Source organism: Kitasatospora sp. NEAU-CNBT7 (assembly GCF_057220535.1).
In genome coordinates this window covers 1-26,662 of the sequence record NZ_JBXQQB010000001.1, presented here as the reverse complement: position 1 = coordinate 26,662, position 26,662 = coordinate 1, and the positions used below count along the sequence as shown (strand labels likewise).

General features: G+C 70.3%; 17 protein-coding genes and 1 tRNA gene. 15 read left to right on the top strand and 3 right to left on the bottom strand.

All coding sequences use genetic code 11. From position 1 onward, the window contains the following. Positions 1-95: 95 nt before the first annotated feature. Entirely contained in the window at positions 96-719 is a 624-nt protein-coding gene (locus tag AC2TEW_RS00090; protein ID WP_484621190.1) for a hypothetical protein, read from the bottom strand. Between the two features lie 415 nt (positions 720-1,134). On the opposite strand from AC2TEW_RS00090, the gene AC2TEW_RS00085 reads away from it, so the two are divergent. From AC2TEW_RS00085 to AC2TEW_RS00015, 15 genes are all read left to right on the top strand, one after another. Next, positions 1,135-1,719, top strand: coding sequence for a hypothetical protein (locus AC2TEW_RS00085; protein ID WP_484621189.1), 585 nt, complete (start codon positions 1,135-1,137; stop codon positions 1,717-1,719). Between the two features lie 467 nt (positions 1,720-2,186). Continuing rightward, positions 2,187-5,075, top strand: a complete 2,889-nt coding sequence (gene topA, locus AC2TEW_RS00080) for a type I DNA topoisomerase (RefSeq protein WP_484621188.1) — start codon at positions 2,187-2,189, stop codon at positions 5,073-5,075. Positions 5,076-5,200: 125 nt separating this feature from the next. Further along, a complete protein-coding gene (tmk, locus tag AC2TEW_RS00075) occupies positions 5,201-8,497 on the top strand; it encodes a dTMP kinase (protein ID WP_484621187.1) in 3,297 nt (1,098 codons plus the stop codon). 258 nt (positions 8,498-8,755) lie between these two features. Next, entirely contained in the window at positions 8,756-9,970 is a 1,215-nt protein-coding gene (locus AC2TEW_RS00070; RefSeq protein WP_484621186.1) for a DNA polymerase III subunit delta', read from the top strand. A 202-nt stretch (positions 9,971-10,172) separates the two neighbouring features. After that, the gene (locus AC2TEW_RS00065; protein WP_484621185.1) at positions 10,173-11,252 is read left to right on the top strand and encodes an alpha/beta hydrolase; all 1,080 of its coding nucleotides are present in this window, start codon (positions 10,173-10,175) and stop codon (positions 11,250-11,252) included. A 345-nt stretch (positions 11,253-11,597) separates the two neighbouring features. Continuing rightward, positions 11,598-13,193: an alpha/beta hydrolase gene (locus tag AC2TEW_RS00060; RefSeq protein WP_484621184.1), complete on the top strand. Its 1,596-nt coding sequence runs from the start codon at positions 11,598-11,600 to the stop codon at positions 13,191-13,193. A gap of 125 nt (positions 13,194-13,318) precedes the next feature. After that, on the top strand, positions 13,319-14,026 hold the full coding sequence (gene leuE, locus AC2TEW_RS00055; RefSeq protein WP_484621183.1) for a leucine efflux protein LeuE: 708 nt from the start codon (positions 13,319-13,321) through the stop codon (positions 14,024-14,026). A 154-nt stretch (positions 14,027-14,180) separates the two neighbouring features. After that, positions 14,181-14,257, top strand: a tRNA-Thr gene (locus AC2TEW_RS00050). Positions 14,258-15,611: 1,354 nt separating this feature from the next. Further along, complete coding sequence (locus AC2TEW_RS00045) at positions 15,612-16,712, top strand: DNA cytosine methyltransferase (RefSeq protein WP_484621182.1); 1,101 nt, start codon at positions 15,612-15,614, stop codon at positions 16,710-16,712. 137 nt (positions 16,713-16,849) lie between these two features. After that, on the top strand, positions 16,850-17,254 hold the full coding sequence (locus AC2TEW_RS00040; RefSeq protein ID WP_484621181.1) for a very short patch repair endonuclease: 405 nt from the start codon (positions 16,850-16,852) through the stop codon (positions 17,252-17,254). A 124-nt stretch (positions 17,255-17,378) separates the two neighbouring features. Next, positions 17,379-20,024 carry a Z1 domain-containing protein gene (locus AC2TEW_RS00035; protein WP_484621180.1) on the top strand — a complete coding sequence of 882 codons (2,646 nt, stop codon included), beginning with the start codon at positions 17,379-17,381 and terminating at the stop codon, positions 20,022-20,024. Then, positions 20,021-21,055 carry a PD-(D/E)XK motif protein gene (locus tag AC2TEW_RS00030; protein WP_484621179.1) on the top strand — a complete coding sequence of 345 codons (1,035 nt, stop codon included), beginning with the start codon at positions 20,021-20,023 and terminating at the stop codon, positions 21,053-21,055. Before AC2TEW_RS00035 ends, AC2TEW_RS00030 begins: the two co-directional genes overlap by 4 nt. A gap of 110 nt (positions 21,056-21,165) precedes the next feature. Then, on the top strand, positions 21,166-23,031 hold the full coding sequence (locus AC2TEW_RS00025) for a hypothetical protein (protein ID WP_484621178.1): 1,866 nt from the start codon (positions 21,166-21,168) through the stop codon (positions 23,029-23,031). Further along, positions 23,028-23,954 (top strand): hypothetical protein, encoded by a 927-nt coding sequence (locus tag AC2TEW_RS00020; protein ID WP_484621177.1) that lies wholly within the window; start codon positions 23,028-23,030, stop codon positions 23,952-23,954. The genes AC2TEW_RS00025 and AC2TEW_RS00020 overlap by 4 nt, the downstream gene beginning before the upstream one ends. After that, the gene (locus tag AC2TEW_RS00015) at positions 23,951-24,736 is read left to right on the top strand and encodes a DUF6339 family protein (protein ID WP_484621176.1); all 786 of its coding nucleotides are present in this window, start codon (positions 23,951-23,953) and stop codon (positions 24,734-24,736) included. Before AC2TEW_RS00020 ends, AC2TEW_RS00015 begins: the two co-directional genes overlap by 4 nt. Before the next feature lie 217 nt (positions 24,737-24,953). Here the strand turns inward: AC2TEW_RS00015 and AC2TEW_RS00010 are convergent, their stop codons facing one another. Together AC2TEW_RS00010 and AC2TEW_RS00005 are read right to left on the bottom strand one after the other, a co-directional pair. Then, positions 24,954-25,142: a hypothetical protein gene (locus tag AC2TEW_RS00010; RefSeq protein WP_484621175.1), complete on the bottom strand. Its 189-nt coding sequence runs from the start codon at positions 25,140-25,142 to the stop codon at positions 24,954-24,956. A 704-nt stretch (positions 25,143-25,846) separates the two neighbouring features. Further along, positions 25,847-26,440 carry a TetR/AcrR family transcriptional regulator gene (locus tag AC2TEW_RS00005; RefSeq protein WP_484621174.1) on the bottom strand — a complete coding sequence of 198 codons (594 nt, stop codon included), beginning with the start codon at positions 26,438-26,440 and terminating at the stop codon, positions 25,847-25,849. Between the last annotated feature and the right edge of the window lie 222 nt (positions 26,441-26,662).

The window sequence follows — 26,662 nt, the reverse complement described above, 5'->3', positions numbered from 1 at the left end:
GACCCCCCGCACGGGCCGAGGGCCCTGCGGGAGCCGGGGCCGGCGTAGGGTCCGGCGCCGGGTCCGCGGATCAGGGCGCCCGGTCCGGGCGCAGGTCAGGGATGGTACAGCTCGCTGATCGCGGTGATGTGGCCGGAGCCGTCGAGGGCGACGTCGTAGTAGTCCCCGTAGCAGTTCGAGCCGTCGGCCGGCGTGCGGTGGGCCAGGCAGTCGCCGAGGTGGCCGACCAGGGTGGGGAGCGGAACGGTCCGGGTGCCGCTGCCGTTGTTGAGGTCGACCAGGTGGGCGGTGGCGCCCGCGGCGAACGGGTAGGCGGCGGCGGACCCCTGGGGGGTGTAGTAGCCGTCGTTGTCGACGGTCGGGCCGCAGGTGAGCACGGTCTTCTGGGCGGTCAGCTGTCCGGCCGTGGCGGCGGTGGCGTGCAGGACCTGGTGGCCGGGCTTCTGGGCGGCCGTGGTGCAGTCGGCCGACGGGGATCCGGTGGGCTTGGCGGAAGGCTTGGCCGACGGTTTGGCCGAGGGGTTGGCGCTGCCGGTGGCCGCGCCGCTCGTCCCTCCCGTACCGGCGCCCGGGGTGGCCGCGCCGGTCGGGGCCGGGACGCCGGAGGCCGCCGAGGCCCCGGCTGCCGGGGCGGGGCCGTCGGGGTCGCAGGCGGTCAGGCCGAGCGTGGTGGCGGCCAGCAGCGCGGCGAGGGCGAGGAGGTGGTGGTGGCGGTTCATGCGGGATCCCCCCTGTGGAATGTCCGATGTCGTTCCGGGACACGGGTGGGGGCCGCCGCCGGGTTGCGGCGGTTGCAGGGCTGTGACGCCCGGTGCCGCTCTGTGACGGGACCGGCGAGGACTCACGCCAGGATCCCGGCCACGACCCCGGCCACGACCCCGGCCAGGACCTCGGCCACGCCCCGGCGCGAACCCCGGCGCGGACCTGGCCGGTGCGCGGTGCACGGCCCGACCTCCCTCGCCGGAACAGAGCGCTGACGTACCGTCATTGCCGGTCGGCGTGTCGCGCGCCGGTGCCGTTCACTCGTTGGACGGCTTGACGTTGCCCGGTGTACGTCGGACGTCGGTCCGGGGTTGTCCGCAGGCTGGAACTGTCTGTCCACAGGCTTGTGGACAGAGAGACGGGAGCGGCGGGGTGGAGCAGCCGACGGCGTTGGCGGCCGGGGTGGTGCTCGCGGTGTTCGGCAGCGCACTCCTGCTCTGGTGCGCCGTCGAATTGCGTCTTCGCCACCGTCTGCGTCGGCACGGCGTGCGTGTCACCGCTCGGGTGGTGGCCGACGGCACCCCGGGCGCGGACCCGTACCTGGAGCCGTACGGCGACGCCTCCGGCGAGCTGGACAGCGCCCCGCTGCTGGCGTACCCGGTGGCCGGTCGGACCGATGCCGGGGTACTGCGGGCGGTGCCCGACCCGGCCGACCGTTCCGGCGCGGGCCACGCCCCCGGCGGCCGGGCCGGCGACGACCCGACCGGGACCGGGACTGGGACCGGGACCGTGCTCGCCCGACCCCGCGGGCACACCCTGCTGCGCCGCCCGGCGCGTCTGGTGCCCGGGACGGACGTGCAGGTCGCGTACGACGCCCGGCGGCCCGGGCGCGTGGTGCTGGCGGGCCACGACGCGGCTTCGGCGTCGGCCCTGCTCAGCGACCTGTTCTGGGCCCTGCTCGGTACCAGCACCCTGGCAGGTGGCCTCAGCCTGCTCGGCGCGGCCTTCACCCGCTGACCGCGCCGCGCCGCCCCGGGCCGCCCTGCCCCGCCCCGCGGCCCAGCTCCCACCCCCGGCCGCAAACCCCGGCTCCCGCGCCCCGACCCCCCGCCCGACCGGCTCGGAGGACCCGGGCCGGGCTGATCGCCCGTCAGCCACCGCCCTGCCGGATTCGGCCGCCGAGGTGCTCCCGGGCGGCTTCCCGGGAGGGGAAAGCCCCATCTGCGCAGCGCAAAGGCACGGCATCGGGTTACCGTTCGAGTGGCGTCGGTCGGCCTAGCCGGTGAAAAAGCTGGATCCGTCCGTTTGACAAGGGTGGCCAGGGTACGGTCACACTCCGCTGGTGGGGCCGTCGCGCAGCGGCTGCCTCCGGGGCGAGGGCCCCTCCTGTTCCGATGGCGGACCGGGAGGGAAGACAGGGTGAGATTCCTGTCTGCTGCCGGGCGCCGCCAGCAGAGATTAACGACCGGGAGAGAAGAGCGAAGGTGTCCCCGAGCAGCGAGACCGCGCACGGCAAGCGACTCGTCATCGTCGAGTCGCCGGCCAAGGCGAAGACGATCAAGGGCTACCTTGGCCCCGGCTACATCGTCGAGGCCAGCGTCGGGCACATCCGCGACCTGCCCGGCACGGCCGCCGAGGTCCCGGACAAGTACACCGGCGAGGTGCGCCGCCTCGGAGTCGACGTCGACCACGACTTCGCACCTATCTATGTGGTGAACGCGGACAAGAAGTCCCAGGTCTCCAAGCTGAAGTCGCTGCTCGCCGAGTCCGACGAGCTCTTCCTCGCCACCGATGAGGACCGCGAGGGCGAGGCGATCGCCTGGCACCTGCAGGAGGTGCTCAAGCCCAAGGTGCCGGTGCACCGGATGGTCTTCCACGAGATCACCAAGGACGCGATCCAGGAGGCCGTGCGCAACCCGCGCGAGCTGAACCAGCGCCTGGTCGACGCCCAGGAGACCCGCCGCATCCTCGACCGCCTCTACGGCTACGAGGTCTCGCCGGTGCTGTGGAAGAAGGTCATGCCGAAGCTCTCGGCCGGCCGGGTGCAGTCGGTGGCGACCCGCCTGGTGGTCGAGCGGGAGCGGGAGCGGATGGCCTTCCGCTCGGCCTCGTACTGGGACCTGATCGGCACCTTCTCCACCGGGCGCACCGCGGCCGACGCGGCCAACCCGGAGAGCTTCGGCGCCCGGCTGGTGGCCGTCGACGGCAAGCGCATCGCCACCGGCCGCGACTTCGGCCAGGACGGCCGGCTGAAGACCGCCAACACGCTCCACCTCGACGAGCAGGCGGCCCGCGCGCTGGCGGCCGCGCTGGAGCAGACCGCGTTCTCGGTGCGCAGCGTCGAGTCCAAGCCGTACCGCCGCTCGCCGTACGCGCCGTTCCGCACCACCACGCTCCAGCAGGAGGCCGGCCGCAAGCTGGGCTTCGGCGCCAAGCGGACCATGCAGGTGGCCCAGAAGCTGTACGAGAACGGCTTCATCACCTATATGCGTACCGACTCCACCACGCTGTCGGAGACGGCCGTGGCCGCCGCCCGGGCCCAGGTCACCCAGCTCTACGGGGCCGACTACCTGCCGGATGCGCCGCGCGTCTACGCCAGCAAGGTGAAGAACGCCCAGGAGGCGCACGAGGCGATCCGCCCCTCCGGCGACCGCTTCCGCACCCCCGCCGAGACCGGTCTCGCCGGTGACGACTTCCGGCTCTACGAGCTGATCTGGATGCGGACCGTCGCCTCGCAGATGAAGGACGCCGTCGGCCAGTCGGTCACGGTGAAGGTGGGCGGCCGCGCCGCGGACGGCCGGGACGCCGAGTTCTCCGCCTCCGGCAAGATCATCACCTTCCACGGCTTCCTCAAGGCCTACGTCGAGGGCGCCGACGACCCCAACGCCGAGCTGGACGACCGCGAGCGCCGGCTGCCCCAGGTCACCGAGGGCGACCCGCTCGCCGCAGACCGGCTCAGCCCCGAGGGCCACGCGACCAAGCCGCCGGCCCGGTACACCGAGGCCTCGCTGGTCAAGGAGCTGGAGGAGCGGGAGATCGGCCGCCCGTCGACGTACGCGTCGATCATCGACACGATCATCAACCGCAAGTACGTCTTCAAGAAGGGCACGGCGCTCGTCCCGTCCTTCCTCTCCTTCGCCGTGGTCAACCTGCTGGAGAAGCACTTCGGCCGGCTGGTCGACTACGACTTCACCGCCCGGATGGAGGACGACCTCGACCGGATCGCGGCCGGCGAGGCGCAGTCCGTGCCGTGGCTGAAGCGGTTCTACTTCGGCGAGGGCGAGGGACTGCCCGCCGCGGGCGGGGCCGCGGACGCGGGCAACGGCGACGGCGACCACCTCGGCGGCCTCAAGGAGCTCGTCACCGACCTCGGCGCGATCGACGCCCGGGAGATCAGCTCCTTCCCGCTCAGCCAGGACATCACCCTGCGGGTCGGCCGCTACGGCCCGTACGTGGAGAAGGCCTCGCCGGTCGAGGGCGAGCCCGGTCAGCGCGCCGACATCCCCGACGAGCTGCCGCCGGACGAGCTCACCGTCGAGCTGGCCGAGGAGCTGCTGGCCAGGCCGAGCGGCGACTTCGAGCTGGGCCAGGACCCGGTCAGCGGGAACATGCTGGTCGCCAAGGACGGCCGGTACGGCCCCTACGTGACCGAGATCCTCCCCGAGGGCACCCCGAAGACCGGCAAGAACGCGGTCAAGCCGCGGACCGCCTCGCTGTTCAAGACCATGTCGCTGGACACCGTCACGCTCGAGGACGCGCTCCAGCTGCTCTCGCTGCCGCGGGTGGTCGGCGCCGACGCCGAGGGCCAGGAGATCACCGCGCAGAACGGCCGCTACGGCCCGTACCTCAAGCGCGGCACCGACTCCCGCTCGCTGACCAGCGAGGACCAGCTGTTCACCGTCACCCTCGACGAGGCACTGGCGATCTATGCCCAGCCCAAGCAGCGCGGCCGGGCCGCCGCCGCGCCGCCGCTCAAGGAGCTCGGCAACGACCCGGTCAGTGAGCGTCCGGTGGTGGTCAAGGACGGCCGCTTCGGCCCGTACGTGACCGACGGCGAGACCAATGCGACGCTGCGCAAGGACGACGACGTCGAGACCATCACCCCCGAGCGCGGCTTCGAGCTGCTCGCCGAGAAGCGGGCCCGCGGGCCGGTGAAGAAGACCGCCAAGAAGGCCCCGGCGAAGAAGGCGGCGGCCACCAAGGCCACCGCCACCAAGACCGCGGCCAAGAAGACGGCCGCCAAGAAGACCGCCGCGAAGAAGACCACCACGGTCAAGAAGGCGACCGCGGTCAAGAAGACGGCGGCCAAGAAGACCACCACCGCCACCTCGGCCGCCGCCACCAAGAGCGCCGCGGAGTCCGAGGAGAGCTGACCGTCCTCCCGTCGCGGGCCCGTACCTCCGGTGCGGGCCCGCGGTGCGTCACAACCCTGTCATGAGCCGGGCCCACGGGGGCCCGCACCCCTACTGGCGCTTGGGCCGACCGCTACGCTGACGGTATGACGAGCGAGGAGCAGCCCACCAACCGCCCCGGTGCGCCGGACCTGCCAGACGTGGCCCCGGCCGGTACCCCCGGCGAGCGCGCCCGGGCGCTGCTGCGGCTGCGCCCGTACCGGCGGCTGTGGACCGCGCAACTGGTCGGCGGCACCGCCGACCGGCTGGCGCTGCTCGTGCTGCTGCCGCTGACGGTGATCGCCGCGTTGGTGGGCGGCCAGTTCGGCCACGGGTACCGGCAGCTGGCGCTGGCGCTGGCCGCCGCGTTCGGCGCCCGGCTGCTGGCCACCCTGCTGTTCGGCGCGGTGCTGCTCGGACCGGTGCACCGGCTGGTGGGCGGCCGCCTCGACGGCCGCTGGTCGCTGTTCGGCGCCGACGTGCTGCGGGCCGTCCTGATCGGCATCGCCCCCTGGTGGGTGACCTGGACCCCCGGCTCGGCCGTCTGGGCCCTGCTCGCCACCGCCTTCGTGGCCGGCGCCGCCGAGCGGGTCTGGACGATCGGCAAGGCCGCCGCCGTACCCGGACTGCTCCCGGCCGCCGACCCGTACGCGCCCGCCGCCGAGCGCCGTCCGTCGGCCGCCAGCCTGGACGCCGTCCGCACCCTGGACGCCCGCACCGGCTGGGCCGCCCTCCCGCTGGCCGCCACCGCACTGGTGGCGCTCACCCTGCTGAACAACGTCCTCGCGGCGCTCGGGTCGGGCTGGCTGCGGGACAACCAGACCACCTCGGCCGCGATCGGCGCCGCGCTGCTGTTCGCCGCCTCCGCCGTACTGATCTACCTGCAGCAGCTGCCGTCGGCCGGTCCGACCGCGCCGCGCTCCCCGCTGCAGGGCCTGCGCGCCCCCACCGACGCCGCCCCCGGCGGCTCGGCGCTGCGCAAGGGCCGTACCGGCTCCGCCCCCTTCTTCACCTTCTCGGTCGCCGCCGCCTACGCCTCGATGGCCGGGGTCGCCGCCCTCGGCCTGCTCACCGCCCTCGACCACCGGGCCGGCCCGATCGGGTACGGGCTGCTGGTGCTCGCCGCCGCCGGGGCCCCGGCCGTCGGCGTCCGGCTGACCCGGGCCACCCTGCCCGCGCTCTCCCGCCGCCGACTGCTCGCGCTGGCGCTGCTGGTCGAGGGCGTCACGCTGATCCTGGCCGGGCTGGTCCTGGACTTCGTCCTGGTGCTGCTGCTCACCGTGGTGGCCGCCCTGGCGGCCGGCGTGGTCGTCGCCACCGGCCGCACCCTGCTCGCCCAGGAGATCGAGGAGATCCGGCTCCCCAAGGTCACCGAGCACCTGTACGCGGTGCTGCGGGCCGTGGTCGCCGCCGCGCTGGTCGGCCTGCCGCTGATCGCCGCCGCCTACGGCGAGGTCGCGTACGGCGAGGTCCGGCCGGGCGGCTTCACCTTCATCCACGGCGGCGCCGCGCTGGCCGTCTCCACCGCCGGGCTGCTCACCCTGGTGCTCGCCGGGGTGGTCCTGCTCAAGACCGACGACCGCCGGGGCACCGTGCCGCTCGGCCGGGAGCTGGTCCGGGCCCTGCGCGGCTCGACCACGCTGCCCGCCCACCGCACCACCGGCACCGGCTTCTTCATCGCCCTGGAGGGCGGCGACGGCGCCGGCAAGTCCACCCAGTCGCAGGCGCTCGCCGAGTGGATCCGCAGCAAGGGCCACGAGGTGGTGCTCACCCGCGAACCCGGCGGCAGCCCGATCGGGCAGCGGCTGCGCGCGCTGGTGCTGGACGTCGGCAACACCGGCCTCTCGCACCGCGCCGAGGCGCTGATCTACGCGGCCGACCGGGCGGAGCACGTCGAGAACGTGATCCGGCCCGCGCTGGCCCGCGGCGCCGTCGTGATCACCGACCGCTACATGGACTCCTCGATCGCCTACCAGGGCGCCGGCCGCGACCTGGCCGCCACCGAGGTCGCCCGGATCTCCCGCTGGGCCACCGGCGGCCTGGTACCCGACCTCACCGTGGTGCTGGACGTCGACCCGGGAGCGGCCCGCGAGCGCTTCACCGAGGCACTGGACCGGCTGGAGTCCGAGCCGACCGAGTTCCACCAGCGGGTCCGGGCCGGATTCCTGGCCCTCGCCGCCGCCGACCCGGCGCGCTACCTGGTCGTCGACGGCAGCCAGCAGCCCGCGGTGGTCACCACCGCGATCCGCCACCGGCTCGACCGCGAGCTGCCGCTCTCCGGACAGGAACGCGCCGCCAAGGCCGAGCAGGACCGCCTCGCCCGCGAGGAGGCCGAGCGCCGCGCCGCCGAGGAGGCCCGCAAGCAGGCCGAGGCCGCCGAGGCCGAGCGCAAGCGCCAGGAACTGCTGGAGCAGCTGCGCGCCGAGCAGGCCGAGAAGGACCGCCTGGCCGCGCTGGAGGCCGAACGGGCCGCCGCCGAGGCCGCCCGCAAGGCGGCCGAGGAGGCCCGGCTCCGCGAGGAGGAGCAGGCCCGGCAGCGCGCGGAGGCGGAGGCCGCCCGCCGCGCCGCCGAGGAGGCCCGGCTGGCCGTCGAGGCCGAGGAGCGCAAGCGCCAGGAGGCGGAGGCGGCCGCGCAGGCCGAACTCCAGCGGCAGCGCGAACTGCAGCGGGAGGAGCAGCGCCGCCGGGCCGAGGAGGCCCTGCAGCGCGCGGAGGAGGCCCGGCTGCGGGCCGAGACCGAGGCTGCGGCCGCTGCTGCGGCGGCCGCGGCGGCTGCCGCCCCGGCGGCCGAGGCTGTGACCGCGGAGCTGCCGCAGGTTGCGCCCGGGAAGCCGGGCGGGTCCGGGTCGGAGGCCGAGCCGGTCGCGCCGGAGGAGACCACCCAGGAGATCTCCGAGGAGCAGCGGGCGGCGGCCGTCCGGGCCGCGGCAGCGCGGACCTCGGTGCTGCCGAAGGTGCCCGCGGACGAGACCGCGGTCCTGCCGAAGACGCCCGCGAATGAGACCGCGGTCCTGCCGAAGGTGCCGGCGGCCGGTGAGACCGCCGTCCTGCCCAAGGTCCCGTCCGTCGACGAGACCGCGGTGCTGCCCGCCGTCGAGCCGGCCGGCCCGTCGTCGCCCAGGCCGCCGGCCGCCTCCGCCCAGGACCGGGTACCGCCCGGCCTGTGGCGGGACGAGCCGAAGGCCGCCGACCCGGAGCCCACCGCCGAGACCACCCGGGAGCTGCCGGCCGTCGAGCCGCGGCCGCGCCCGGACTGGGCCGAGGAGACCCCGATGGACGACCTGCCGAGCCTGACGGACAGCCTGCTGGGCTCCCGCGACGAGTGGGCGCACTGGGAGTCCGACGAGCAGCAGCCCGACTCCGGGACGCCGCGCGGCCTGTTCCGCAAGCGCCGCCGGGACTGAGCCCACTCCCGCACCCCGCCGCACCACCCGGCACCGGTCCGGTCCCCGCGTACGCGCAGGGGCCGGACCGGTCCGCGTCCGGACCGGTCCGCGTCCGGGGCAGCGCAGCGTCCGGACCGGGGTACTGCCCGGAACGCGGTGGTGCCCGGAACGCGCAGGGCTGTCCGGGGCGCGCGTTAGGCTCGGTGGGCGGAACCGGGTGCGGCAGGGCGGCTGGGCGGACGGGTCGGCGGGGCAGTCGGCGGCAGGGAGTGCGGCGTGAGTGTGTGGGACGACCTGGTCGGCCAGGACCGGGTGGTGGAGCAGCTGCAGGCGGCTGCCCGCGCCGCCCGGGCGAGCGTGCTGGCCGGCCGCGGCGGCGCCGGGCCGCAGCCCGGGGCCAACGCCTCGCTGATGACGCACGCCTGGCTGTTCACCGGACCCCCCGGGGCCGGGCAGACCACGGCCGCCCGTGCCTTCGCCGCGGCGCTCCAGTGCACCAGCCCCGACCTGGAGCTCGGCGGCACCCCGGGCTGCGGCTTCTGCGACGGCTGCCACACGGTGCTCTCCGGCAGCCACGCGGACGTGAAGTACGTCCGCACCGACGGCCTGTCGATCGGCGTCGGCGACATGCGTGACCTGGTGCTGCGGGCGTCCAGCTACCCGACCGGCGGCCGCTGGTCGGTGATCCTGGTGGACGCCGCGCACCGGCTCACCGAGGCCGCCGCCAACGCCCTGCTCAAGGGCGTCGAGGAGCCGTCGCCGCGGACGGTGTGGCTGCTCTGCGCGCCGTCCGTGCAGGACGTGCTGCCCACCATCCGGTCGCGCTGCCGGCTGCTGGTGCTGCGCACCCCTCCCGCCGAGGCGGTCGCCGACATGCTGGTGCGCCGCGACGGCGTGGAACCCGGGACGGCGCGGGTGGCGGCGCTCGCCGGGCAGGGCGACATCGAGCGGGCCCGCCGACTGGCCGTCGACGACCAGGCCCGGGCCCGGCGCGCGGACGTCCTGCGGATCCCGCTGGACGTCGCCGACCTGGGCGGCTGCCTCACGGCGGCGCAGCGGCTGGTCGACACCGCGAAGGCCGACGCCGAGGCGCTCGCCGAGACCCAGGACGCCAAGGAGACCGGTGACCTGCGGGCCGCCTACGGCGCCCAGGAGGGCAGCCGGGCGCCGCGCGGGATGGCCGGGGCGGTGAAGGAGCTGGAGAAGCGGCAGAAGAGCCGCGCCACCCGGACCCGCCGCGAGACGCTCGGCACCGCGCTCAACGACCTGCTCGGCTTCTACCGCGACGTGCTCGCGGTCCAGTTCGGCGCCACCGGCGAGCTGGCCAACGAGGACCAGCGGGCGGCCGTCGGCAAGGTCGCCGCGGCCGGGGTGCCCGAGCAGACGCTGCGCCGGATCGAGGCCGTCCTGGACTGCCGCCGCGCGCTGGACCGCAACGTCGACCCGCTGCTCGCCGTCGAGGCGATGACGGTCGCACTGCGGGCCGGCTGAGCGACGCCTGGCCGGCCCCTGGGCCTCGCTCGGGCCTCGAGCTCGGGGCCGGGGCCTGGTGCCGGATCGGCTGCTCCCTCGTTCGAGTGAACGTCGCCCGCCGCCCGGACGGCCCCGGCCCGCCCGGGCGGCTCGTCTTGCACCCTGAGGGCTGAGCCCGCCGCGGTGCCGGCGGCCCGTCCTCCTCCGAGGTGGTGCGCGCATGCTCCGTCCGCTCCTGGTGGTGCCCCTGCTGATCTCGGCGCTGGCCGCTGCCTGGCTCGCCCGCGGCGCGCTGCTGCGCTGGCGCGACCTGCGGGCCGCGCAGACGTACGAGCTGACCGCCGAGCAGCGGCCGATGCTGCTGCGGGCCGGCGGCGCGGTGCTCTGCGGGATGTGCGTCACCGCGCTGGCCGTCGCGCTGCTGCTGTCGGGCCGGTCGGTCCGGGGCGTCGCGGACGAAGCGCTGGCCACCGCGGGGCCCCGGCCGGCCGCGCCGCCGGTGGAGTCCCCGGGCGCCACCCCCGGGCTGCCGCCGGTGGTCACCCGCTTCGAGTCGGTCGGGCACCCGGCCGGCGGCAACCTGCTCGAGGCCGTGGTGGCCGCGCCCGACGGGCGTCCCCGCAAGGTCAGGGTGTGGCTGCCCGCCGAGTACCTGAAGGACCCGAAGGCCGCCTTCCCGGTGATCGTGCTGCACTCCGGCACCGCCGGCCGCACCGCCGACAGCGAGCTGCCGGACGTCTTCGAAGGCGTCGCCTCCGCCGTCCAGCTCGGCAAGGCCCGGCCGTTCGTGGTGGTGGCCCCCGAAGCGCCGAACGGCACCGGCCACCCCTGCGACCTGATCGCCGCCGCCCCGCAGGCCGTCGCGGACGACACGGTCCTGCGCACCGCCGTGAACGAGAACTTCCGCACCGCACCCGCCGGCCCGGGCGGCTGGGCGGTGCTCGGGGTCGAGGGCGGCGCACCCTGCGCGGCCGCCGCCGGACTGGCCCGCCCGGACCTGTACGGGGCCGCGGCGGCGATCTCCGGCCGCTACGACGCCCCGGCCCTCACCGAGGCGGGCGCCGAGATCCCCGGGACGGCGCCCGCACGCCTGCTGCTGGCCGCCGCCAAGAAGGACACCGAGGGCCTGGCCGCCGCCCGCAAGCTGCAGAGCACGCTGCACGGCGGCAAGGGCCGGGCGGCCAAGGCCGACGTACGGATCTCCGACATCGTGGAGGACTTCGCGCCGGACCGGGAACGGCTGCGGCTGGTCCGGGTCGCGGTGCAGTACCTGGCGGAGACGCTGGCCAAGCCCGCCTGAGGCCGCGGGGCCCGGCGGGCCGGGGCAGGCCGGGGCGGGGCGGGGCGGCCGAGGTGGGGCGGCGGGTCCCGGGAGGCTGCGGGTACGGGTACGGCTGCGCCGGATGCGCGGCGACCGGGTGCTGATTCCGTCCCCGGCCCGCAGGTGGTCCGGCGGACGCGGGGTGCGCCGGATACGCTCGGGGCAGCCGCCGGGTGATCATCGCCGCGAGCGGCAGGCTGGCCCGGCCACGAGGCCGGCGGCGGCGCCGGGGCAGGACCGGGCGCCGCTCGCCTCCCGTGCCCGCCTCCGAGCCCGCCCCTGCGTCCGCACCCGCGTACGCGTCCGAGGGAGAGAGAAAACACCATGCGTGCTGCCCGGCCCCTGCGACGGTTCGCTCCCGTGGCCGCCACCGTGAGCCTGCTGCTGGCGGCCGGCTGCACCTCCGGCCCGGCCGGCGGGCCGGTGAGCGGTTCCAACTCCTCCTCGGACAGCCACGGCCCGGTGGCCGCCGCGGCACCCGCCGTGACCCCGCTCGAACCGCTGCCCACCGAGATCCCGCCCGCGCTGGCCACGTACTACGCGCAGCAGCTCGGCTGGCAGAGCTGCGACGGCGACTTCGAGTGCACCACCTTCAAGGTCCCGGTCGACTACGCCGACCCGGCCGCCGGCGACCTCACCCTCACCGCTGCCCGCAAGCGCAGCACCGGCGGCGCCGACCGGCTCGGCTCCCTGCTGCTCAACCCGGGCGGGCCGGGCGGCTCCGCCGTCGAGTACCTGGAGGGCACCGCCCGCACCTTCGACCCGGGGGTGCGGGCCAAGTACGACCTGGTCGGCCTCGACCCGCGCGGCGTCGGCCGCTCCAGCCCGGTCCGCTGCCTCGACGGCGCCCGGATGGACGCCTTCACCGCCGTCGACCTGACCCCCGACGACCAGGCCGAGACCGACGCCTTGGTCGCCGCCGACAAGGAGTTCGCGAAGGGCTGCCAGGACCACTCCGGGGCACTGCTCGGCCACGTCAGCACCGTGGAGGCGGCCCGGGACATGGACGTGCTGCGCGCCCTGCTCGGCGACGGGCGGCTGAACTACCTCGGCAAGTCCTACGGCACCTTCCTCGGTGCCACCTACGCCGGGCTCTACCCGAGCAGGGTGGGGCGGATGGTGCTGGACGGCGCGATGGACCCGTCGCTGGACTCCACCGGCGGCAACAAGGGCCAGGCGGCCGGTTTCGAGACCGCCTGGACGGCGTTCGCCAAGGACTGCGTCAAGCGGGACGACTGCCCGCTGGGCAGCGACGAGCAGGAGGCCGGGCGGCAGCTGACCGAGCTGTTCCGGCAGATCGACGGCCACCCGCTGCCGACCGAATCCGGCCGCACCCTCACCGAGTCGCTCGCCACCACCGGCACCATCCAGGCGATGTACGCGGAGTTCCTCTGGCCGAAGCTGCGCAGCGCGATCAGTGACGCCAAGGCCGGCGACGGCAGCGCACTGCTCGACCTCTCCGACGACTACTACGAGCGGGCGCCGGACGGCAGCTACCCCAACCTGATGTTCGCCAACATGGCGGTCAACTGCGTCGACCTGCCGCCCGCCTTCACCGGGCCGGACGCGGTCCGTGCGGCGCTCCCCGAGTTCGAGAAGGCGGCGCCGCAGTTCGGCCAGGACATGGCCTGGATGGCGCTGGGCTGCACCTACTGGCCGGTCAAGGCGACCGGCGCCGCCCACACGGTCCGCGCGGCCGGGTCGGTCCCGATCGTGGTGGTCGGCACCACCCGCGACCCGGCGACGCCGTACGCCTGGGCCCAGTCGCTGGCCGGGCAGCTCGAGTCGGGCCGGCTGCTGACCTACGAAGGTGACGGCCACACCGCGTACGGGCGGCGCAGCGAGTGCATCGACACCGCGGTCAACCGCTACCTGCTGGGCGGTGACGCCCCGGCGAACGGGACCCGCTGCGGCGCGTGAGGTGCGACTGCAGCTGTGGGGGCGTGTTGTGCCGGGGCGCTTTGTCAGGACCGTTCCAGCACGACGGTCCTTCTGGTTAGCATGGTGCGCCCCCCTGTTCCGTGCCTGCCTGTAGGAGCGCATCCGTGCTCGGAGTCAACGACCTCACGACGTACGTCCTCGGGGCCCTGGTCATCGTCCTGCTGCCGGGCCCCAACTCGCTGTACGTCCTCTCGGTGGCCGCCCGCCGGGGCGTCCGCACCGGCTACCGGGCCGCGGCCGGCGTCTTCGTCGGCGACTTCACGCTGATCAGCCTCACCTCGCTGGGTGCCTCCTCGCTGCTCAAGGCCAACCCCGCGGTGTTCGCGGTGGTGAAGTTCGGCGGCGCCGCCTACCTGCTGTGGATCGGCTTCGGCATGCTCAGGGCCGCCCGGGAGCTGTGGCGCGAGCGGCGCGCGGCGGCGGTCGGCGCGGGCGCGGGCGCGAGCGGGACCGCGGAGACGGTGGCGGGGGCGTCGGGGACGGCGGCGGGGACGGCCGAGGGCGAGAGCTCCGAGCGGCCGTTCCGGCGGGCGCTGGTGATCAGCCTGCTCAACCCGAAGGCCATCCTCTTCCTGCTCTCCTTCTTCACCCAGTTCGTCGACCCGGCCTACGGTCAGCCGGTGTTCTCCTTCGCCCTGCTGGGCGGGATCCTGCAGGCCTTCAGCGTGCTCTACCTCTCCATGCTGATCTTCGCCGGAACGGCACTGGCCACCGCCTTCCGCCGCCGCAAGCGGCTGTCCGCCGGACTGACCGGAGGCGTCGCGGTCCTGTTCGCCGGCTTCGCGGCCAAGCTGGCGGTCTCCTCCGCCTGACGCGGCCGGGATGCCCCGGGCCGCCCCAGGAGGTGGCCGGAGCTGCGGACCTCCGCCGGGGGCGGTGCGGAGCACGGTCCGAAACTGTGTAGACTGACCCGCGTTGTTGGTGCGATGCTCAGCCCTCCGGGGCCGGGGACAAGCCGGCAGCGGTGCCGCCTTAGCTCAGTTGGCCAGAGCAACGCACTCGTAATGCGTAGGTCGCGGGTTCGAATCCCGCAGGCGGCTCCACCTAGCTCAGGTCGGATAGCTTCTGACCTGGGCTTTCGCCTTTTTGGCTCGCCCGGGTGGGCTAGACCAGACATCTGGCTCGGCCCAATGGGAACGAAATGGGAACGGCGGCCGGGATGCGTAGCCCGAGATATCGATGCACCTGCAGCTGACGCCCTGTGCATCGAGCGCCGACCACCGTGACAGATTTGCTCGACGGCGTCGGATCGCGAACCAGCGTTGATTTGAGCAGTGCAGCAGGCGTCGCTGGGCAGTGCGGCTGCCGCGTGCGCGAACTCCAGGCCCTGGCGGGACTCGCTGACTCGATACGCCAGCATTGGTCCGTATAGTCCGTCCGGCGCTCAACTGTGCTACATCGACTGGGTGTGCAACCCCCGTCAGCTGGTCCGGTCCATCGATGTCTGCCACCTTGGCGATGCCGTTCATGACTCGCAAGCCCTGCACGATGTGGGCCGCCAGGTCTTCCAGTTGACCCGCCCGCCGTGAAGCTTGATGGCCTCCACGCGAGCCTGTCTCATCGCAGGTCTCACGGAGGGCGGCTGCCTCGTCGGGTGACCCGCTGGCCGCCATCTCCGGGCTGGGGATCGCCGGGAAGCTGGCGCTCGCTGACCGGGCGTTGTGCTGGCAGCGGACTCCTCTTAGACAATGAGCCCTTTCAGTCCGCCCACCGATTGGGTGAGGGGGATGGAGCGGCGTGCCGGGCTGCGGGCTCCGATTGCGCTGGCCTCAGATCCGTCAACCGAGGGCGTAGGTCATCCTCTCGAGTCCCGCGCTGAAAGAGCTCATTAATTGCGCCGGCAACGCCTGTCCGGCCCTCGGAATTTTGGTCGCCGAGTGGCGTGGAATTCGTATTATGTCCAAGGTCCCGCTCACGCGCTTTGGCGGCCTTGCTGGCCCGGTGCTGGCGGAGGAAATGCCAGTAGATCCGACAAGTCTGAATGAAAATTGCTGAGATCGGCTTGACTTATCGAAGGCCTCCCGCGCGGTCGGCGTTTCGACCTACGCGCCCAGCTTGACCGCTGCAGCCGCGAGTCGCTAAGCGATGCCTGTGCATTGTTTTCGTGACAGGACTGTCTTCGTGATCCGATCTTCACATGCGTAGAGCTCGGAACAGGCGGCATTCCGGCTACTCGCTCGAACGGAGGAATAGAACGGGACGCTTGTCGAGTTCATCACATGAAGCGGGAGAGGGTATGCGGTGATGAACTGGTCGGCCCGGCCGGCCAGTTCGCGCGAATCGGCGATGGACTGGCAAGAGCCGGCGTCGATCGGGTATACTATCGAATGCTATTCGCCCGTGGGCGCTGACCGGACGCGGCTACGGGTTCGTGACTAATCGGAGGGGCGGTCGGGCGTGGCGGGACTGCAGGATTCGGCCAGCGGGGCGGCGCCATACCGTGTAATCGATCTCTTTGCCGGCTGTGGTGGAATTTCTGAGGGATTTCGCAGATCTGGATTCTTCCAGCCTGTGGCGGCAGTGGAGCTGAATCGGGCTGCTGCGGCCACGTACGCGGCTAATTTCGGCGAGGATCATGTCTTCCAGGGGGATATTGCCGAATGGGTCGAAGGGGACTTGCCCGAGGCTGACGTCATCACTGGAGGGCCGCCGTGCCAGGGCTTCTCTAACCTTGGCTCGAAGCGTGAAGACGATGAGCGCAACGACCTGTGGCGGCGCTACGTCGACACCCTGGTCAAGGTTAGGCCGAAGGCCTTTCTGATGGAGAACGTCGACCGATTCTTCAAGACCCATCAGTTTCAGTCACTTCTGCAGGAGCTGAATCCCGGAAATAGGCTCGAAGATTATCGGATCGACGCAGCCGTTTTGCGCGCGACGGATTATGGCGCTGCCCAACTCCGTAAGCGTACGATCGTAATCGGTACGCGCAAGGACGTGGATCAGATCATTCTTCCTGGAATGCAGGTCTCGGAGACCGGGTGGCGAACCGTGAAGGATGCCATCGGGGATATCGAGGCGGCCGTCCCGGAGGATTGCGTCGAGCTCCCCGAAGGTCGTGAGTTCAAGGTATTCGGAGGGGTGGCCCCCGGCACCTACTCGGCTCGCGAGCTACACATCACCCGAAACTACATCGAGCTTTCCCGCAAGAGGTTCAGGGCGATCCCCGAGGGTGGGAACCGCCACGATCTCCCCTTCGCGCTCCAAGCTCCCTGCTGGCGGGGTTTCCGTGGGGGCGCTGGAGACGTCATGGGGCGGCTGAGGTGGGAGAAGCCGTCCGTCACCATTCGTACAGAGTTCTGGAAGCCAGAGAAGGGCCGCTACCTCCACCCGGTGGAGCACCGAGCGATCACTCACTATGAGGCCGCTCGGATTCAGGGATTCCCCGACACATTCAAGTGGTGTGGCACTAAGGCCGAGATCGGTCGTCAGATCGGAAACGCCGTACCAGTAGAGATGGCCGAGGCCCTGGCGCGCCACATCGGCGAGCACCTGCCTTGAGGAGGGGTCGCCATGTATGGGGTGTCTGAGTTCATCCGGTCCGAGCGGAGTCGGAGAGTCTCATGACTGGACGAGCCCATTCGAGGCCAGCTGGCCGCGGCGAATCGTGGGCCTCGAGTGAGGGCGTGCGGCGCAGCATGCAGGCCAACAAGGGCCGGGACACGAAGCCCGAGCTTCGCTTGAGGAGCATCGTCCATGCGGAGGGACTTCGATACCGTGTCTCGGTTCGGCCCCTGCCGGCCGTACGCCGGACTGCGGACCTCGTCTTCACTCGCGTCCGGCTCGCGGTCTTCGTCGACGGTTGCTTCTGGCACGGCTGTCCGGAGCACCACACCAAGTCGAAGACGAACGCACAGTATTGGGCGGACAAGGTGACGGTGAACCGTGCTCGCGACGCCGAGACGGACCGCGTTCTCGCCGAGGCCGGGTGGGAGGTGCTTCGTGTCTGGGAGCACGAGGCGATCGAGGAAGCCGCGATGCGTGTGATCGAGGCCTACCGACGTCGTTCGACAGCCCTGGCCGCGGACGCGGGTTCACGGTAGGCCTGATTATCGATCAAGCGCGCATGTTCGTACCTGGATCTCACTATCGTGTCTCACGGCCAGTCTTCGTCGAGTCGCCACACCGCGAGCACCTGTGTGCCGACTCTGGGCGTGAGGAGCAAGTATGGATGACCCGCGTATCGAAGCGGCGTGGAAGCGATTCCAGACGAGGCTGGATTCGGCACTTCCTCACGAGGTCACCCAAGAGCTGCGTGACCTCTTCGTCCCGGACGAGGTGATCGAGGAACTGCTTCGCAGGCACGAGGTGGAGACGACCAAGATCGTCAGCCTGAAGGAGCCGCTTGGGTTGGGGCGTTCCAACGCTCTGCCCTGGTACACAGGCCCTCGCGCGGAGGACAAGAACTGGCCGGCGTTCGAAGGGAGGCTGCGTCGCGCGCTCGGGGCGGACGCGGTTCGAAAGCTCGATGAGGCGTCGACGCGAGTCGTCTCGATGCTCGACCACCCCGCCACGCCCACCTTCCGGTCCAGGGGTCTCGTCGTCGGACACGTACAGTCGGGCAAGACCAGTAACTTCACCGGAGTCGTCTGCAAGGCGGCGGACCGCGGCTACCGGATGTTCATCGTGCTGTCCGGGATCCACAACTCGCTCCGCCGGCAGACCCAAGCGCGTCTCATTCGCGACGTCGTCAACCTGAACCCTCCACTCTGGCACCAGATCACCAGTCCGGAACACGACTTCGTTCCGCCGCCGAACGCACAGTCGTTCTTGGCGTCGAAGGATCAGCGACTTCTCCTTGTGGTCAAGAAGAACGCCTTCGTTCTTCGAAAGTTGCGCGATTGGCTTGAGCAGGCGCAGGAGCAGCTGGGCAACTGTCCGACTCTGATCATCGACGATGAGGCAGATCAGGCGACGCTCGCGACAAGGAAGATCAATCCACTGATCAGGGATGTGATCACGCGTCTTCCGAAGGCCTGCTATGTGGGCTACACGGCCACTCCCTTCGCCAACCTGCTGAGTGATCCGCTCGACTACGAGGACTTCTACCCCCGAGACTTCATCCTGAGCCTCCCCCGAGGTGAGGCCTACCAGGGGCCGGAGACTCTCTTCGGTCGGCATCCTCTCGACGGAGAGGACCCTTCTGAGGTACCCGGCGGCCTCGACATGATCAGGACGATTCCGGACGACGAACTCGACGACCTGCGGCCCAAGAAGCAGTCGGATGCCGCCAGCTTCGCGCCAGTGATCACCTCCTCGCTGCGCCAGGCCGTGCTGTGGTTCTGGACGGCCACAGCAGTGCGGCGTCTTCGGGGCCAAGGAGATCAACACTCATCGATGCTGATCCACGCGCACTCCGACACGCGCGTGCACGACTCCTACAGAGAGCCGCTCACTGCTTTGCGTGGGGAAGTGGCCGGTGGTCTTGCCAGCGATGACCCCGCGCTGACCGAGGAGCTCCGGAGACTCTGGAACGACGAATCCGTGCGCGTCGGCGCGGCTCGGTTCGGAGTCTCGCGTCCGAGTTTCGAGGATGTGATCCAGGAACTGAGCGACGTCGTCACGACGACGAAGATCGTGATGGATCACTACCGAAGCACTGATCGTCTCGATTACGACTCCGGACCGGTGAACGTGATCGCTGTGGGAGGCAACACGCTCTCCCGAGGGCTCACGCTCGAGGGATTGGTCGTCAGTGTTTTCGTGCGCTCCTCAAACGTGTACGACACGCTTCTCCAGATGGGGCGTTGGTTCGGCTACCGCCCTGGTTACGAGGATCTGCCCCGGATCTTCATGCCCGACGAGACGCGGCGTTGGTTCATGCACCTCGCGACGGTCGAGGAGGAGATGCGTAAGGAGATCGATCGCTACCTCACTGAACACAAGTCTCCACTCGAGCTGGCAGTACGCATCAGGTGTCACCCGAAGATGAGGGTCACGGCGCCGTCGAAAGCCGGCGGCGTCCGGACTGCGGCGTCATATGGGGGACAGCTCATCGAGACGCGCTACTTCCCCTGCGCTCCGGTCGACGAGGCCGTCGGCTGGCATGCGTCCAACGAAGGGGCGGTGATGAACCTCCTCCAGGCCGCTTCTTCCGAAGGGCGAACTGACAGCGGGGTCAAGGACGGTCGGGCACTGTGGCGGGAGGTTCCACCCGAGCGGGTGCTGGACTTCCTCGACTCTTACCGATTCCACCCGAAGTCGATGGAGGCGTCACCCGACCTGATGAGGGAGTACATCCGGCGCCGCAATAAGTCCGGCGCCCTGACCTCGTGGAACGTCGGTGTGATGGGCAACGCCGTCAATGCCGCCAACCGAACCGTGTCACTTCCGGGAGGTGCCGCAGTCGCACCGGTGGTCCGAACTCGGATCAAGGCGAGTGCGGCCGATGACGTCGCCGACATCAAGACACTCACAGGTTCTCGTGACGAGGCATTGGACCTCAAGATCCCTGCTGGCGAAGGGCCTGTGAACCGCAGCCGACTTCAGGAGCTCAGGCTGCAGCAGCAGGCCGAGCGGGGCCTCATCCTGCTCTACCCGATTGACGCCAAGTCCGAGGTGCCCGTGCGGACGAAGAACGGTGAGGAGTACAAACCGGAGGGTCGCACGCCACTTGATGCCCCCGGCGAGATCGTGTGGGGCACCGCGATCGTCTTCCCGCGCCCGAGCAAGGGTGGAATCGACCTGGCTGTCGAATACGACTACGTCGCGGCGGATCTGCGCGAGGTCTTCCCCTCGGCGAGTGAGGACGAGGTCGAGGACCTCTCTGTGCTGGACCAGGATCTCGACAACGAGGCGGAAGGCAACGGGTGAGCGCGTCGATGGATGCATCGGCCCTTTCGGATCGGCTGAGGAGGCTGCTTGAGCGGCTGTGGGCGAGGCTCGACGAGGAGGCTCGTTCCGGGCCATCGGTACTCATGCTCACCGCCGAGCTCGAGATCCCCACACCCCACGGATCCGTACGTCTCGGACGTGACGCCGACGGCATGAGGCACCTGCTTGTGCCCATCGGACCGGCAAACCGGCTGGACGACGACCGTAAGAGTGCGGGAGTCCACCTGACCAGCCGTGTTCTGCTTGTTCACGACCAGCCTGTTCGCTTCGCCGACCTCCATTGTCGGCGCGCGGATTTGCAAGGCGTGTTCACCGGCTTGGTGGCGGACGTCTGTGCGAGAGTCGCCTCCGATCTGGAGGCACCGCCGTACCGCATCGCGCAGACGTTGAACGCCTGGCGCCTGTTGTTCGGCGGAGAGGTGGTGCGCTGGACGATACCGCGGCTTGCCGGCCTCTTCGCCGAACTCTTGGTTCTCGAGAAGCTGCTGGGCATCAGGCCTGATGCCGTCGCCGCCTGGCAGGGGCCGACCGGCTGTGCGCAGGACTTCCGCAGTACCCGACATGCGATCGAGGTCAAGGCGTCGACCACTGTCGCGGGCCGGGTCGTCCGCATCCACGGAGTCGACCAGCTGGAGGAGCCCGAAGACGGCACAGCCGATCTCGTGTGGTTCCGCCTCTCGGAGTCGACCGCACCTGCCGCCCGATCGGTCTTGGACCTCGTCGAGTCGTGCCGCGCGAAGACGGACGCAGTGGACGTGCTAGATACCCGCCTGGCGGCGTTGGGACTGAGCGCCGAGCCGACCGGCGCCGCAGCCGACGTCCATTTCGAGCCGACAGAGGAACGGTGGTACGAAGTGGACGAAGCGTTTCCGAGAATCGTGCCAGCGAGCTTTCACGGTGGTGCCGTGCCACTCGGTGTCCACGGAGTCGAGTACCTCGTCGATCTCGACAACATTCCCGCCCGGGCGGATCAGGTGTTCGCTCTCAACCGACTGGCGACCGACCTTTGAACTCCATCAAACCGATCTCCTGGTACTCCCAACCCTTCCGCGCTGACGGTGGCATCACGGCGGATGGATTGCTCGGCCAGCTGGGCAGACCGCAACTCTCGCGTCTGACCATGCTGGTGAGGGAGGCTGCGCAGAATTCGTGGGACGCCCGGTGCGGAGAACGGGCCGTCGTGCGGTTCCGCCTCGACCTGAGCAGCGTCGGAGCCGCGCACATCAGTGAGTGGCGGCGACTGTTCGCGAACGGTATGCCGCAGCCCGGAGACACCGACGCCGCTTTCAAACGGCTTTCACAGGCATCCTCCATCCGATACCTGGCTATCTCCGATCGTGGAACCAGGGGGCTGGGCGGTCCCACGCGCTCGGACGCCGGTCAGAGCAGCCGACGTGAATGGCTTCGCTTCGTGCTGAACAGTGGTGATCGCGAGGGTACAGACCAGCAAAGCACGTCCGGAGGCACCTTCGGATATGGCAAGGGTGCCTTCTTCCTGACGTCAAAGGCGGGGTGCACGTTCGTTTACACGCGCTTTCGCGATGAAGGCGACATGGTGAGGTCACGCTTCATAGGCGTAGCCATCCGCAAGTCCTTCTGGGACGGTGACGTCCGCTATACGGGGCGCCACTGGTGGGGAATCCCCGAGGCGGAGCACTGCGAGCCTCTGCGTGATGCGGAGGCGGACGACGCGGCACGGCGCCTCGGCCTGCCTGGGTTCGGCGCTGACGACACGGGAACGACCGTGGTCGTCGTGGATCCTGATCTGACCGACCCCACTCTTCCGGACACGGATGTCGCGGAGGAGATGAACATCAACGACGCAGGCACCTACCTGGCGGATGCGGCAGGCTGGAACCTCTGGCCGATCACGCTCGAGGGTAGAGAAGAGCGCATGATCGTGTCGGTCACCGCGAACGGAGTCGACATCGAGGTGCCGAGTCCCACCAACGACGCTGCGCTGGCCTTCTTCGCGGACGCCTACCGCAAGACGACCGCGGGCCGCGGAGAGATCCTCAGTTGCCTGAAGCCGAAGAGGGAGTTGGGCGACTTCGCCTACGAGTACACCTACGGCGCCACCGTGACGTCTCCCGCCGCGAGGGACCTGGGCATCGAGGGGGCGCCGCACCACGTGTGTCTCATCCGTGGTCCAGAGCTTGTTACCAGGTACTTCCCCGGGCCCGAGAGACCCAACCCCCAGGTCGGCTACGCCGGAGTCTTCAAGGTCGCGGGTGACCTGGACCAGGTGTTCGCCCGCTCCGAGCCGCCGACCCACGACGGTTGGGCTCACCAGCAGTTGAAGGGGCATGAGTCCACGTTCGTGCGGACGCTCGGACGACGGCTCAAGGAGCGTTGCGATTCCATCAGCGGCGCGACCAACAAGCGGGCGTTCAAGGTCGGTGACTTCTCCGTGGGCACCGTCGCGCAGCGGCTCGGGCATCTCCTGGCCGGTCCGGGAGGTACCGGCACGGCCGTGATCGACGTGGCCCCCAGGCCTGGGACTTCATTCACTACCGGACAGCCGCAGAGCGCAGAGGCAGCGGAGGAACACCACGAGGTACCCGGGACGGGCGGCGCGGCTTGGGGTTCGCTTCACGCGAATGCAGGGGACGGAGACCACTCCTCCGATCTCAAGCAGTCGGACCGAAGCCCAGGCGGGCGCACGACCGCGACCCGGCGGCCGACATTGCTCTCCACCCCCCGGTACGAGATCCTCGACGGTCGCCCCGTGCTCGTCCAGCAAGTCCGGCTGCACGGATCAGGTCGAAACGAGGGGCATGTCAGGGTCGTCACAGGAGAGGGAGCCGTCGAGAGCACCGCGCCGACCGGGGCCGCCGAGCCGACGGTCCACGGCTGGCGAACCGCTGACGGGACCGTCGTTCCCGGCGAGATTCTCTACCACTCCGACGGCCTGACCGAAGTCGAGCTCATCGTCAACGCGGTTCCCGACGCAGTTCTCGAGATCAACGTGACAGGTCAGGTATGAGCGTCCAGGCGTGGCCGTACCGCCGGCCGATCAACCGTGTCCAAGCTGAACACTGGCGTATAGACGAGGCGACGGGGGAGCTCCTCCCGGCCGCTCTGTCAGCGTGGGACTACGGCTCGGACCTCACGCTCGCCCGGGTCGTACAGCTCGACCTCGAAGGTGTACGGCGAGACTGTGGGCTACCGGACGATGCGCCTCTGCGGCTGTGCGTCCGATACTGGCCCTCGACGTCGCGGATTCGCTATCTCGGCTTCGAAGCCCCACTGCCCACACACGCGAGGCAGAACGTCACAGTCGTGGAGATGACCGTGAGGGGGGCTGATCTGGGTGGTCACCTCACCATCGAGACCCTCGTCGAGCTCGCCGGTGCCACGGTCACGGACGAGCCTTTCGTGCCACACCGAGGAGGCTCGATTCTCTGGAACGACCAGGTTCGAGTGCACCTGGAAGGGGCCGCAGGTCTGCTTCCCACAGCACCGGTCTCCTTCACTGAGGCCCGTCTGCCGCGAGGAGCCGCATGGTACGTGAGCATGGACGGCGGGGACTGGCAGCAGGCGGCGATGGGAAGCCTCTTGGTCCTCCTCAACACGGACAACCCGATGATCCAAAAGGCTTTGGAAACAGAGAAGGATGACGGCGCCGCAAGGCTCTGGGACGCGCTCGGCATCGACATCGTCACCGACCTGGTCGGCCGCGCGTTGGACGACGAGGCATTCGACGAGGATCAAAGTGTGGCGGAGATCGACGGTGACCTGACGATGGCCGGTCTCGTCCGGGCCCTGGTCCGTACGTATCTCGCCCAGCCGACCGAGACCCCGGCACTCGCCATCAAACGACTCAGAGACGAGCGCCGAGGCGACCCGTCGAGGTTCCGCGCTCAGGTGCAGTCCGGCGTCGGATTCCCGAGGGAGGCGATCCGATGAGTGTGCTCTACCCGCGATTGCTGCCTGGGGAAGCCGACAAGCTGTTCGCAGAACTGCACGATCGTTCCCCCGGTACACACGCGAAGATGGTCGCGAACCACTCGTCTCGATCGGTCTTCGCGGCCACGGGTGGTCGCCGCGTCGCAAGGAAAGAGCTCGACGACCTGCGCCACGCCATCCTGTCGGCGGCCGAAGACCAGGGCTTCCCCAACCCACCCTCAAGTGCCCAGAGGAACGCCTTCGATCAGCGGACTGCCAGGATCCTCCATGAGCAGACTCTCATGGTTCCTGGTGAGGCAGCCCAGCGACAGGTGTGGGCGTTCCTTGCGCTTGTGCTTCTTCCCGATGTATGTGTCTGGCGATGGCCGGCCAATGCGGATGGAAGGTATCTCGCGGACCGATTCAAGGGCCTGGACCTTACCCGCCATGCTCTGGCGCGCCTTTGGACGCGGGCCTATGTACTGTACGAACTCCAAGCGCCTGAGCCCTACGGGCTGCTCGCCGTGCTAGGAGAGGCCGATCTCGACCAGATCATGGCGCGGCGTGGATCGGTCGCGGCGTCACCTGCGTTGGTGCGCGCCGTCGTCCGAGGCCACAGAGACGATCAAACGTCCAACGAGATCGGCGTGTCGTCGCGCGCCGTTCTCCGGGAGAGCCTGATGCGCCTCCTTCGTCTGACGGCCTTCATTGACGTCGACGCAATCCCGGAGCCGGAGCTCGATCACCTCGTTCGCCTGCTCAGATCGGAGGCCAGGACGGCAATGCGTCGTCCACTGAGCTGAGAGCCGGGCTTTACCTCTGATCGGACGGTTGAGGCTCGCCATGCCGTTGCGATCGTGGCGACCCGGCCTGGCGAAGCCCTCGAATACCTCTTCGCCTTCCAGACTCGATGCTCTGATCGAGATGGGACCGAAGCTGAGCGGCGGCATGGCTGCCTGTCCGCCGACGCCGCGATGCGGAAATCGATCAATGACTCCTGGAGGGCGGCGGACCACTGGACTACAGAGAGCGGCCGTTCAGCAGATCATCCATAACATCCTCGGCCCGGCGAAGCACGATCCGCCCGTCGCCGTCGCTGTAGGCCACGAGGTCGCTCCCAGGATCCAGGCCAGCTTCGGCGAGAAGCCCCAAAGGGATCTGAATGTTCCCCGCGTCGTCGACGTTGATCTCAACCGGTTCTCGGATCATGCGTCCAGTGTGTCACTGGTCCAATGACGGCGGATCTGCGTGAGGCATGGTTGGCGACGTGCGATGCCGGAGCCGAGTTCTCGGCGTGCTCGGAGACGGGAGGTCACCGGCCATTGCTCTGGGATCGGGGCGGCTGAGAAACAGTCAGGTGGCCCGAACAAGGACGTCGGTCAGCCAGAGCAGGAATGGTCCCGGCCCCCGGGCAGGGTCGGAGCCGGCCTCGGCTGGCAGGGCGCTGCGTTGGACTCCCGACTCGACGCGGGAGAGTGCGCAGGTCGGGGCGCGAGCGGCGGCCCTCAGCGGTCCGAGAGGGGCCGAAATGGGAACGCCGGGGGAACGGCAGGACAGAACAGTGCAGTGCAGAGCAGTGCAGCATGGTGCAGCTAGCAGTCCTCTGACCTGCGAAGTAGTGCCATCCGGTGCAGTCCGATGCAGGGTGGTGCGCTGTCCTGGCGAGCTCGTAATGCGTAGGTCGCGGGTTCGAATCCCGCAGGCGGCTCAGTCGGACCCCAGGTCAGCCATTGGCTGGCCTGGGGTCCTTTTGTTTGCGCCGGTGCGGCTCTGTCTGCGCCCGTGCGGCGCAGACAAAGACACAAAAGAGGGTAGGGGCAGAGGGTGGGTTGGTTTGTGTTTTTTTTTTTTTGCGTGGGGGTTTCTTTTTTTGCCCCCGTGCGGCGCAGACAGAGCCGCACGGGCGGGTCGGGTCAGGTGGTGGCCGGTGGGGCCGGGGGGCCGAGTAGGCGGTTGACGAGGGTTTCGGGGTAGCCGGTGGCCGGGGGGTCGATGCCGAAGATGACGCGGACGTAGAACGGGGCGAGGAGCTGGTCGAAGATGTCCTCCAGGGGCGGGGGGTGTTCGCCGCGGGCGGTGGCCCGCTCGCGGATGCTTTCGATGGAGCGCACGCGGCGCCGGAACTGCTCACCGCGGTCGCTCTGTGCGTCGGGGTTGGTGGGCATGGAGAGGGCGACGGCGCGGATGAGGACGCGGCCCTCGGGGGTGCGGATGCTGTCGACGCTGGCCCGGGCCCAGGCGGTGAGGTCGCCGCGCAGGCTGCCGGTGTCGAGCAGGGGTGAGGTGCGCTCGAGGCGGGTGGTGACGACGTCGGCGAGCAGGGCCTCCCGGCTGCCCCAACGCCGGTAGACGACCGTGTGGTTGACGCCGGCGCGTTGCGCGATGGCCGGGATGGTGGGTTCGGCCCCGTCGGGCTCGGAGAGCAGGTCGATGACGGCCTGGTGGACGGCCGCGCGGACCTGTTCGGGGCTCCTGCGGATGCGTTCGGTGGGTTGTTTCGTGGTCACCCTCCCATCGTAAGCACAGATGTTTGCTTCTCGCGCCCGGAGGGTCTACAGTTCCCACCACAAGCACAGATCAGTGCTTAACCGATCCAGGGAGACCCCCATGAAGCAGCTGCTGTTCCCCAACAACATCCAGTTCTGGTACGAGACCCTCCGCTCCATGAGCCACATCGCCTACGGCGGCGCCGACTTCGGCGAGGTCGTCGCCACCGGCGAACGCATCAC

What these genes read in the sequence shown, in the direction of transcription:
- AC2TEW_RS00090 (WP_484621190.1), bottom strand. Translation starts at nt 719, where the DNA reads ATGAACCGCCACCACCACCTCCTCGCCCTCGCCGCGCTGCTGGCCGCC.
- tmk (WP_484621187.1), top strand. Translation starts at nt 5,201, where the DNA reads ATGACGAGCGAGGAGCAGCCCACCAACCGCCCCGGTGCGCCGGACCTG.
- AC2TEW_RS00065 (WP_484621185.1), top strand. Translation starts at nt 10,173, where the DNA reads ATGCTCCGTCCGCTCCTGGTGGTGCCCCTGCTGATCTCGGCGCTGGCC.
- AC2TEW_RS00060 (WP_484621184.1), top strand. Translation starts at nt 11,598, where the DNA reads ATGCGTGCTGCCCGGCCCCTGCGACGGTTCGCTCCCGTGGCCGCCACC.
- AC2TEW_RS00040 (WP_484621181.1), top strand. Translation starts at nt 16,850, where the DNA reads ATGCAGGCCAACAAGGGCCGGGACACGAAGCCCGAGCTTCGCTTGAGG.
- AC2TEW_RS00035 (WP_484621180.1), top strand. Translation starts at nt 17,379, where the DNA reads ATGGATGACCCGCGTATCGAAGCGGCGTGGAAGCGATTCCAGACGAGG.
- AC2TEW_RS00025 (WP_484621178.1), top strand. Translation starts at nt 21,166, where the DNA reads ATGCTGGTGAGGGAGGCTGCGCAGAATTCGTGGGACGCCCGGTGCGGA.
- AC2TEW_RS00020 (WP_484621177.1), top strand. Translation starts at nt 23,028, where the DNA reads ATGAGCGTCCAGGCGTGGCCGTACCGCCGGCCGATCAACCGTGTCCAA.
- AC2TEW_RS00015 (WP_484621176.1), top strand. Translation starts at nt 23,951, where the DNA reads ATGAGTGTGCTCTACCCGCGATTGCTGCCTGGGGAAGCCGACAAGCTG.
- AC2TEW_RS00010 (WP_484621175.1), bottom strand. Translation starts at nt 25,142, where the DNA reads ATGATCCGAGAACCGGTTGAGATCAACGTCGACGACGCGGGGAACATT.